Raw genomic sequence first — 10,398 nt, forward strand, 5'->3', positions numbered from 1 at the left:
AGACAGCCCGCGAAAGACGGATCAGACCGAGATGCCCACGGCAGCCCAGGCCTCCCGGACGGTCTTCGTCTCGTCCGCGCCGAACAGGACCTGCGCCTGCCTCGTCGTCATGGTGGCGAACGAGCGGAACGTGGCGTTCGGGCGCAGCTGAGGGGAGCGCAACGCCTCGTACCAGATCTGACCCGCGCGCTCCCACGCGTGCCCGCCGAGCGCGATCGCCACGTTGTAGAAGGCCTTGTTCGGGATTCCCGAGTTGATGTGCACCCCACCGTTGTCAGCATTGGTGCGCACGTAGTCGTCCATGTGCGCCGGCTGGATGTCGTCGCCGAGCACAGGGTCGTCATACGCCGTTCCGGGCTCCTTCAGGGAGCGCAGCGCCACGCCGTGCACGGCATCGGTGAGCAGGCTCGCGCCGATGAGCCAGTCGGCCTGCTCGGCGGTCTCCCCCCGCTGGAACTGCCGTACCAGGGAACCGAACACGTCGCTCATCGACTCGTTGAGCGCACCCGACTGGTTCAGGTACATGAGCTGGGCCTCGTCCTCGGTGACGCCGTGGGCGAGCTCGTGGCCGATGATGTCCAGCGATACGGTGAAACGATTGAACAGCTCGCCGTCGCCATCGCCGAACACCATCTGTCGGCCATTCCAAAATGCATTGTCGTAATGGCTGCCGTAGTGGACCGTCGCGAGTAAGGCCATACCGTCGTCGTCGATGGAATCCCGGCCGTAGGTGGCTCGGAAGAACTCGAACGTGGCACCGAGCCCGTCATACGCCTCGTTCACGGTGGTGTCGTCGACCGGGTTGTCACCCTCGGCGCGCACCGTCACACCGGGCAGCTCCTCGGCTTCCTTCGCGTCGCCGACGGTGCGGCGCGGGCCGCTGGTCGGGGTGAGGCGAGGCGGTGCCGCCGTGCGCTGCGCCGCGCGCAGGAAGGCGTTGTGCACTCGCACCGTGCGATGGGACGCGTCCTGGGCCATGGTGGAAAGGGCCCAGGACCGCTGTTCGTCGTTTCCGTTACGTGCGATGCGCTCCAACACGTGCGGCGGCACGGCACAGGGTGCGCAACGACGATGAACGCTCATCGGGAGACTCCTCATCAGGCGACGTTCCATCGGGTGATGCCGTCGCAGTGGGCAGCGCTCGCCGGGCCGTTCGGGATGGAATGACCCGTCGCAGTCGACCTTTGTCGCTACGCGGGTTGATGTCCAGACTGATCGTTGTGTCCTTTTGTGCCGCCCTTGTGGAGCCGTCGGTTGATCAGCAGCGCCAGGGTGTGGACCGCGGCCACCGCGACCCCGCCGAGGATCAGCATCCCGGCATGGTCGTCCAACCAGCGGACGAGGTCCTGCGTCCAGGGAGCGAGCGCGCTGCCGGCTGACAGGTAGAGCGCGGCCGAGATGGCCGACCCGGGGACGACGAACCGCAGGAAGCGCCGTAGCGGCACGGAGCCTGTGCCCAGCGCCGCGTCGACGGCGAGGTTGGTGTTCACGAGGCAGAACCACAGGAGGCCGCGCTGCGCCCGGTGCCGTGAGAGCGCGGCCACCAGCCGGCTGGTGCCGACCCGGCGCAACAACAACGACTGCACGTTGTGGCGGGCGAGGCCGAAGTATCCGACGTCCAGCGAGGCCCGGAACACCGTCGCGACCAGCAGCGCGGGGACGAACGCGACCTCACCGCCGACGAGGAGCAGGACCGACACCGTCGGTCGCATCGCGATGAGCAGCAGTGGAGCGGAGCTCGCCAACGCGGGCAGGAACGCGAGGCCAAGCCCGCCGGCGCCCAGCAGTGCGCCGGTCAGCAACGTCGGCCAGAGCCGGGTGAGGAGCCGGGCCGACACCCGGCCGCGCCGGCCGGGGACGCCGTCCCGGCCGGTGACGCTGGTGCGGCCGGTGACGTCGTGCGGGCTGGTGACGTCATGCGGGCCGGTGACGCCGTGCCGCTGGTTGGTGACGCCGTGCCGGCTGGTCACGTCGTCCGGTGTCGTGCCGGTCGGGTGCGGCTCCACTCGTCCAGTCTTACCCCGCGGCAGGGCCTGCCCCGGTCCGCCCCTCGGGTGGTTCTCGCCGCCTTCGGCTGACCTGCAGGACCGCCGCCGCCGTGCGCCGCCTGGCACACTCACCTACGTGCTGATGGTGGGCCTTACGGGCGGTATCGGGTCGGGCAAGAGCGCCGTGTCGGAGCTCCTGGTGGGCCACGGTGCCTACCTGGTGGACGCGGATCGCATCGCTCGGGAGGTCGTCGAGCCCGGCAGCGAGGGCCTGGCCGCGGTCGTCGCCGCCTTCGGCCCGGCCATGCTGGGGCCGGACGGCGCGCTGGACCGGGCGGCCCTGGGCCAGGTGGTGTTCGCGGACGAGGCGAGCCGTCGGCGGCTGGAATCGATCACCCACCCCCTGATCCGGGCGACGATGGAGCGGCGGATCGCCGCGGCCCCGGCGGACGCGATCGTGATCCACGATGTGCCGCTGCTCGTCGAGGGTGGCTCGCATGGAGGCTACGACCTTGTCCTCGTGGTCGAGGCGCCGCGGGAGCTCCGCCTGGAGCGACTGGCCCGACGTGGCCTTCCGCGTGACCAGGCCGAGGCCAGGATGGCGGCCCAGGCCACCGACGAGCAGCGACGCGCCGTCGCCGACATCCTCATCGACAACAGCGGGACGATCGACGACCTGAGCGCGCGGGTGCGGGAGGTCTGGCAGGAGCTGCTCCGGCGCCGCGACGCCGCCTCCGCCGGCACAACCGCCTCCGCCGGCACAACCGCCTCCGCCGACACCTCCAGCCCCGCGTAGGCCGAGCCGGCCGCGCCGGCCCACGCGATGGCGGTCAGCGGACGTTGGCGGCGTCCATGCCCCGCAGCTCCTTCTTCAGCTCGCTGATCTCGTCGCGCAGCCGGGCGGCGAGCTCGAACTGCAGCTCCTTCGCCGCCTCGTGCATCTGGTCGTCGAGCTGGCGGATGAGCTGCGCCAGCTCTTCGCGCGGCATCCCGGCGAGCTCGGCTGCGTAGCGGCCGACCGTGTCACCGGCCTTCGACTTCATGCCGGGCGCGGGGGCCTTGCCCCGGGACTGTGCCCGACCGCCACCGCCGATCATCTCGCCGCCCGCCGTCTCCCGCACCATGTCGTCGAGGATGTCGACGACCTTCTTGCGCAGCGGCTGCGGGTCGAGCCCACGCTCGGTGTTGTAGGCGATCTGCTTCTCGCGGCGCCGGTTCGTCTCCTCGATGGCGTGGCTCATCGAGGGTGTGATCTTGTCCGCATACATGTGGACCTGGCCGGAGACGTTACGGGCGGCTCGCCCGATGGTCTGGATGAGGGACTTGTCCGACCGCAGGAAGCCCTCCTTGTCCGCGTCGAGGATCGCGACGAGCGACACCTCGGGCAGGTCGAGGCCCTCCCGCAGCAGGTTGATGCCGACGAGGACGTCGAACTCGCCGCGGCGCAGGTCGGTCAGCAGCTCGACCCGGCGCAGGGTGTCGACCTCGCTGTGCAGGTACCGCACCCGGATGCCGAGCTCCAGCAGGTAGTCGGTGAGATCCTCGGCCATCTTCTTGGTCAGCGTGGTGACGAGGATCCGCTCGTCACGCTCGGCGCGCAGGCGGATCTCATGGACCAGGTCGTCGATCTGGCCCTTGGTCGGCTTGAGGATGATCTCCGGGTCGAGCAGCCCGGTCGGCCGGATGATCTGCTCCACGACGCCGTCGCCGCGCCCCAGCTCGTACGGGCCCGGTGTCGCGGAGAGATACACCGTCTGCCCGATCCGCTCCAGGAACTCCTCCCAGCGCAGCGGGCGGTTGTCCACCGCGCTCGGCAGCCGGAAGCCGTGGTCGACGAGGTTGCGCTTGCGTGACATGTCGCCCTCGTACATCCCGCCGATCTGCGGCACCGTCACGTGCGACTCGTCGATGACGAGGAGGAAGTCCTCCGGGAAGTAGTCGAGGAGGGTGTGCGGCGGGGTGCCCGCGGCGCGGCCGTCGATGTGCCGGGAGTAGTTCTCGATTCCGGAGCAGAAGCCGACCTGGCGCATCATCTCGATGTCGTAGCTGGTCCGCATCCGCAGCCGTTGGGCCTCCAGCAGCTTGCTCTGGCGCTCCAGCTCGGTGAGCCGCCCGGTGAGCTCGGCCTCGATGCCGGTGATCGCCCGCTCCATGCGCTCGGGCCCGGCGACGTAGTGCGTCGCCGGGAAGACGAAGATCTCCTCCGCCTCGCGGACGATCTCACCGGTGAGCGGGTGCAGGTACGACAGGCGCTCGATCTCGTCGCCGAACATCTCGATCCGGACCGCGAGCTCCTCGTACACGGGGAACACCTCGACGGTGTCCCCACGCACGCGGAACGTCCCGCGGGTGAATGCGACGTCGTTGCGGGCGTACTGGACGTCCACGAAACGGCGCAGCAGCCGCTCGTGCCCGAACTCGTCGCCCACCCGCAGGCGCACCATCCGGTCGATGTACTCCTGCGGGGTGCCCAGGCCGTAGATGCAGCTCACGCTGGCCACCACGATCACGTCACGGCGGGTCAGCAGATTCATCGTCGCGGAGTGCCGCAGGCGCTCGACCTCCTCGTTGATCGAGGAGTCCTTCTCGATGTATGTGTCCGTCTGGGCGATGTACGCCTCGGGCTGGTAGTAGTCGTAGTAGGACACGAAGTACTCGACGGCGTTGTGCGGGAGCAGCTCCCGGAACTCGTTCGCGAGCTGGGCCGCCAGCGTCTTGTTCGGTGCCATGACGAGGGCCGGCCGCTGCAGCCGCTCCACCAGCCACGCGGTCGTCGCCGATTTGCCGGTTCCGGTCGCGCCGAGGAGCACGACGTCCTTCTCCCCGGCCTGGATGCGGCGGGCGAGCTCGTCGATCGCCGCCGGCTGGTCACCAGCCGGGGCGAACTCCGAGACGACCTGGAACGGCGCCGCCGAGCGTTGCAGGTCCGTCGTGGGGCGTTCGAACGTTGTGCTCACGATTTCCAGAACACCACACGCCACCGACAGTTTCCCGACCGCGTCGCCGGGCCTGCCCCGATCAGGTCGTTCCGGCCGTCCGATCCCATCGCCCGACCGGTCGCCCTGCTCGATCAACTGCCCGGATCACCCGACCGCCGCCGGGACGCACCCTCCCAGTCGATCAGACGCGCGCCGATCACCGCGGTCTGCAGCACGTAGCGGTCGGTCGGCGAGGTCGGGTCGTGCTTCGTCAGCGCGTGGATCCGGTCCAGCCGGTAGGTGAGCGCACGGACGGACAGATGCAGCCGCCGGGCGGCCGCGAGCGCCACACCGCCGGTCGCGAAATAGGCGTCGAGAGTCTCGATCAGCGGTGCCGCCCCGCCCCGCGCCGACCGCAGCGGGCGCAGCACCGTGTCGACGAGCTCCTCGAGCGGTTCCCGGTCCCGCAGGAGCACCTTGTAGATCAGCAGGTCGTCGGTGTGCACGACCTGGCCGTCCAACCGCATCCGCCCGGCGAGCTCGACGGCGTTGCGCGCCTCCTCGAAGCTGATCCGAACCCCGGCCACGCCGCTACGCGCCCGGCTCACCCCGAGCCGCCAGACCAGTTCCGGCTCGACCGCCAGGCGCCGGGTGATCGCCCGGATCGCGGCGGTCGGAGCGGCCTGCGCCGGCGCGACGCCGGGCAGCGGGGCGAAGCCGACATCCCCGGCCTCAGGCGGGTCCAGCCGCCGTCGACCGCGGGGCGCGACGGTTCGCGGGGACGTCCGGTCGGCGGTCGGACGGTCGATCCGAGGGTGCCCGGAACCACCGTCCGCGCGGGTGTGGACGGTGGGGCCCTGTCCGGGGGGCGGGTCGGCGACGACCTGGCCCGACCGGACCACACCGCCCTCGGATCCGGCGCCGCCGGGCAAGGCCGAGTGGCCGTCAGCATCCATCCCGGTGCCGGCGGCAGCGTCCGCAGGGAGGCTGGCCGCGCCCAGCGTCACCGGGAGGGTCAGCTCGGACTCCTGCGGAACGACACAGACGAGCATGCCGTCCTTCGTCGCGACCAGCGGCTCCGTCGGGCACTGCCGGCGCAGCGTCTCCTCGATCTCGCGGACCACGGCGCGGCCGTCCAGGAAACGCCGGCTCCCGGCAGACACGAGCAGGACATGGGGAGCCTCCAGCCGGAACCCGAACGCCGCGGCTCGCTCCAGCAGCAGCCCCACCTCCGAGGTGCCGGTCAGCAGGTCGTCGACCAGCTCGCGGCGCAGCGCCTCCTCCGAGCGCGCGCGGGCCGTCCGAGCGCGCTCATAGCCCTCGCACACCGCCGCGACCACGTCGTCGCTGGCACGCAGGACGGCGGAGGCCGCCGCGCGGGTACGTGAGACGGCGCCGACAGTCGGCCCTGTGCCAGTGGGCCTTCCGGTTGCCTCGGCGGGCCCTCCGGTTGCTTCGGCGGGCCGGCCGGCCGCCTCGCGCGGCTGCGGGCCGTGCGCCGAGGACCGGGCCAGGCGATCGGCCTGCCGGACGGTGGGCAGCGACGGCCAGACCCGCCAGGTCGCCGACAGGTAGAGGTCGACGAGCGCGGGCAGCGAGGCTCCGGATTCGGCGGCGGCCTGGCCGAGGGCCCGGAACGTGTCGAGCTCGGCCCGGGTCAGCCGCCGCCCGCTGTCCGCGGTGGAGGCGAGTACGTCGAGGTAGTTGCCCAGCAGCCCGGCGTGCAGGCGGGCATCGGCGGCAGCCAGCACGGCAGCCCGGGGCAGCCGGGTGAGGCTCGTGCCAGGCAGCCCTGTGACCTGCTCTTCGTGCTCGATGGGCCACCCAGGGCGTTGGTCGGTGTCTGCCACAGCTCTCGTGTCTCCCCCCGTCGGGCTGCCGAGTGTCGGCAAGGAAATCGTAGACAAAGTCGCGGAGTCCGGACGGTGTCTGCCGGGACGTCGAAGGGCAGGCTGAGCGTTGAGCCTGGTGACGGGCATTGGACGAGCCGCGGCGAGGCCTCGGCGCGGCGGTGTGCGGGCCAGGTGCTGTGCGGGCCAGAGGTACCAGTGCCGCCGCTCGACTCCTCGGGCGCAGGCAGATGGCACGCACCGGCTCGACCGGAGGCCACCCGGCCCGACTCCTCGCAGGCGTAAGCAGCCCGGACGGAAGTGACAGAAGTGAAAGGGAAAGGATCAAACCGCGACATGTTCGCGAAGACCGGCCCACGTGACACCGCGCATACCCCCATCACGGTGCGCCCGGGTCTGTTCGTGTCCGTAACGATCGTGACGGTCGTGCTGGCCGCGTTCACCCTCCCGGCAACCGCGCCGGACCGGCCGGGATTCGCGTACTTCAGCGGTGGCGTGATCGGAGCCGGCCTGCTGGTCGTGCTGCTGCTGGCGGCCGACCTCGCTCGTGCCGCGGCCGCGCGCCGTGCGGGGATCAAGGTGGTCGGCATCACGCTCGGTGCCTTCGGCAGCCGTCTCGTGCTCGCTCCGGCGCAACGGGGTGGAGCCTCGGACGGCCTCGGCGCGTCCGAGCCACTCACGCCCGGTACCGACGACCCCGCCGCCGACGCCGCCATCGCCCGGGCCGGTCTGACCGTCACCGCGCTGGTCGGAGTCGTCCTGGTCGCAGCCGGGGCGCTCGCGCCCGCCGGAACGCTGAAGCTGCTCGGCGAGGTCGCCCTGTGGGTTGGAACGTTCGCCCTGCTCATCACCGTGGTCGATCTGCTGCCCGCGCCGCGCAGCGCGGGAGGCCGCATCCTCGCGGCCCGCGTCGTTCGCCGTACCGGTGACAAGGCCGCCGCCGCGGCGGCGGTGGCCCGCGCCGGCGTCATCACCGGGTGGACGCTGATCGCTCTCGGCGTCGTGGCTGTCCTGCTGATCGGGCTGGTCGGCCTGTGGGCGGTTCTGCTCGGCTGGCTGGCGCTCGGCAGCTCACGGGTCGCGCAGGCGCAGCAGAAGGCGACGACCGCGCTGAGCGGCGTGTTCGTGCGGGACGTGATGGTGCCCGCACCGCCTGCACTGCAGGCCTGGAAGACGGTGGGCAGTGCCCTGGAGGAGACCGCGATCCCCTCCGGCGGTTCGGTGTTCGCGGTGCGCGACTTCGCGGGTCCGTTGCTGGGAGTGGTACTGCTGCGAGATCTGGCCGCCGTTCCCGCGGACGATCGTGGCCTGGCCCGTGTCACCCGGGTGGCGATCCCGCTGGACCGGGTCGCGGTCGCCCGGCCGGACGAGCCGCTGGCCAGCGTCACCTCGCGGCTGGCGCAACGCCCCGCCGCGGGCGTGATCGTGGTGGTGGAATCCGGTCCCGACGGCGGGCAGGAGATGGTGGGCACCGTGGGGCCGGGTGAGATCGCCAGGGCTCTGGAGGCCTCGCCGCCGCACGGCCGCGTCGTCTCGCCTGTGGGCTTCGGTCGCCGCCGCTGACCCCGCCTCAACGCCTCTCGCACCCTCAACGCCTCTGGGCCCTCAACGCCTCTGGGCCCTCAACGTCTCGCACCCTCAGCGGCTCTGGGCTCGCAATGTCTCTCGCACCCTCGACGCCCTTCAGAGCACTGTCGCACCTTCGACGCGGCCCTGAAGCGCTCCTTACGACCCGGCGCGTGCGGATGTCCCGCACCGCGTCGGCGGTGAACCTGCTCTGGCCGGCTGCCGGCAAAGGCGCCCGGCCGGCTGGAGCGATGACCTCCACGTCCCCGAGCCACCCTCACCTCAAGAAAGCATTCCGGAGGATTTTCCGTGCACGTACCAGTCTGGGCCTGGGCCGCCTTCGTCGGCGGCCTGCTCCTGCTCCTGGCGATCGACCTGCTGGCTCATCGGAAGGCACATGTCATCGGCTTCCGTGAAGCCGCCTGGTGGAGTGTCGGATGGGTGTCCCTGGGAATCACCTTCGCCTTCGTCATCTGGGCGTGGCAGGGGCCGGGTGCCGCCGGCGAGTACACGGCGGCGTATCTGCTCGAGAAGAGTCTGTCCGTCGACAACCTGTTTGTCTTCGCGCTGATCTTCTCGTACTTCAAGGTTCCTCGTGAATATCAGCACAGGGTGCTTTTCTACGGTGTGCTCGGCGCGCTTGTGCTGCGTTTCGTCTTCATCGCCGCCGGCATCACGCTGCTGGAGCACTTCAGCTTCGTCATCTACATCTTCGGTGCATTTCTCCTGTTCACCGCGTTTAAGATGGTCCGTGACGACGGTGTGGACATGGACCCGGGGCAGAGCAAAGCGGTCAAACTGCTGCGCAAGGTGATGCCGGTGACGGATTCCTACGAGGGCCAGCATTTTGTGCTGCGTAGGGCTGGGAAGCTCGTCGCCACCCCCCTGCTCGCGGTCCTGGTCGCCATCGAGACGGCCGACGTCCTGTTCGCGTTCGACTCCGTGCCGGCGGCGCTGGGCGTGACGAACGAGACCTTCCTCGTCTACACCGCGAACGCGCTGGCGATTCTCGGTCTGCGGTCGCTCTTCTTCCTGCTGTCCGGCCTGATGGAGAAGTTCCACCACCTTGCCACCGGTCTGGCCGTCATTCTCGCGTTCATCGGCGTCAAGATGCTCCTCACCGATGTCTGGCACATGCCGATCTGGCTGTCGCTGACGGTCATCGCCGTGGTGCTCGCCGGTTCGATCACCTGGTCGCTGGCGACGCCCCCGCCCTCCGGCGATGCCGATGGCGACACCGATGCTGCTGGATCTTCCGGTGCTGCTGGATCTTCCGGTGCTGATGCTGCCGATGGCGTCGGAATCCCGGCGGCACCCGGGTCCGCCGCGATGACATCGTCGGACGGAGCCGACTCCGGCGCCGACGGTCTCTCGAAGCGAGCCGCGTCGCAGGGTCGCTGAACAGGGGGCGTGGGGTCGCTTGATAATCCGCAAGAAGTAAGGATTTCGGTCGTTTCAGACCCTGCTGGTTTATTCGGGCTGTGGGGGTGCGAGTCCGGCTTGGCATGGCTGGTCGGGTTTGAGCGGGTCTGTGGTGCGGCCGGGGGTGTTGGGTCGGCCCAGGGTGAGGGTGTCAGGGTCTGTCAACTCTCGCGCAACACCCGGGACGGTGTGCTGGTCGTGGGGTGTCGGGTCGGGAGGATGGCGGTCGTGTCCCTGCAGCCGAGACCCTGGCCCGAGGTCCCACCGCTGACCGCGCGGGTCGCGCGTGCCGCGTTCCCGAAGGGGAACCTGGCGATGCGTATCCGTGACGAGCTCGGTGTGGTCTACGAGGACGGGCGGTTCACCGGCGCGTTCGGGGTGCGGGGCCGGCCGGGGATCTCTCCGGCCCAGCTGATGATGGCCACGGTTCTGCAGTTCTCCGAGAACCTCACCGACCGGCAGGCCGCGGACGCGGTCCGCGACCGGATGTCGTGGAAATACGCGCTCGGTCTCGATCTCGACGATCCGGGGTTCGACGCCAGCGTGTTCTCGGAGTTCCGCGCGCGGCTGGTCGAGGGGGATCTGGCGACCCACGCGCTCGACGCGCTTCTGGCGCGTCTGGTCGCCGAGGGGCTGCTCAAGGCGGGCGGGCGG

8 protein-coding genes are annotated in these 10,398 nt (G+C 70.4%); 4 read left to right on the plus strand and 4 right to left on the minus strand.

Annotation, left to right across the window (positions count from 1 at the left end; genetic code table 11):
• Positions 1-21: 21 nt before the first annotated feature.
• Together FREUN1FDRAFT_RS18835 and FREUN1FDRAFT_RS18840 are read right to left on the minus strand one after the other, a co-directional pair.
• The gene (locus FREUN1FDRAFT_RS18835) at positions 22-1,083 is read right to left on the minus strand and encodes a M4 family metallopeptidase (RefSeq protein ID WP_006541727.1); all 1,062 of its coding nucleotides are present in this window, start codon (positions 1,081-1,083) and stop codon (positions 22-24) included.
• A gap of 107 nt (positions 1,084-1,190) precedes the next feature.
• Positions 1,191-2,006: a hypothetical protein gene (locus FREUN1FDRAFT_RS18840; RefSeq protein ID WP_006541728.1), complete on the minus strand. Its 816-nt coding sequence runs from the start codon at positions 2,004-2,006 to the stop codon at positions 1,191-1,193.
• A gap of 124 nt (positions 2,007-2,130) precedes the next feature.
• On the opposite strand from FREUN1FDRAFT_RS18840, the gene coaE reads away from it, so the two are divergent.
• Complete coding sequence (gene coaE / locus FREUN1FDRAFT_RS18845; RefSeq protein WP_006541729.1) at positions 2,131-2,784, plus strand: dephospho-CoA kinase; 654 nt, start codon at positions 2,131-2,133, stop codon at positions 2,782-2,784.
• Between the two features lie 34 nt (positions 2,785-2,818).
• Here the strand turns inward: coaE and uvrB are convergent, their stop codons facing one another.
• Together uvrB and FREUN1FDRAFT_RS18855 are read right to left on the minus strand one after the other, a co-directional pair.
• Entirely contained in the window at positions 2,819-4,945 is a 2,127-nt protein-coding gene (gene uvrB / locus FREUN1FDRAFT_RS18850; protein WP_035952288.1) for an excinuclease ABC subunit UvrB, read from the minus strand.
• 113 nt (positions 4,946-5,058) lie between these two features.
• The gene (locus FREUN1FDRAFT_RS18855; RefSeq protein ID WP_006541731.1) at positions 5,059-6,756 is read right to left on the minus strand and encodes a CdaR family transcriptional regulator; all 1,698 of its coding nucleotides are present in this window, start codon (positions 6,754-6,756) and stop codon (positions 5,059-5,061) included.
• 336 nt (positions 6,757-7,092) lie between these two features.
• Between FREUN1FDRAFT_RS18855 and FREUN1FDRAFT_RS18860 the strand changes: the two genes are divergently transcribed.
• From FREUN1FDRAFT_RS18860 to FREUN1FDRAFT_RS18870, 3 genes are all read left to right on the plus strand, one after another.
• Positions 7,093-8,319: a hypothetical protein gene (locus tag FREUN1FDRAFT_RS18860; RefSeq protein WP_006541732.1), complete on the plus strand. Its 1,227-nt coding sequence runs from the start codon at positions 7,093-7,095 to the stop codon at positions 8,317-8,319.
• 312 nt (positions 8,320-8,631) lie between these two features.
• Entirely contained in the window at positions 8,632-9,723 is a 1,092-nt protein-coding gene (locus FREUN1FDRAFT_RS18865; RefSeq protein ID WP_006541733.1) for a TerC family protein, read from the plus strand.
• 240 nt (positions 9,724-9,963) lie between these two features.
• A partial coding sequence (locus tag FREUN1FDRAFT_RS18870) for a transposase (RefSeq protein WP_035952264.1) occupies positions 9,964-10,398 on the plus strand: 435 nt, incomplete at its 3' end.

The sequence above is a fragment of the Parafrankia sp. EUN1f genome (assembly GCF_000177675.1).
Lineage (GTDB): Bacteria > Actinomycetota > Actinomycetes > Frankiales > Frankiaceae > Parafrankia.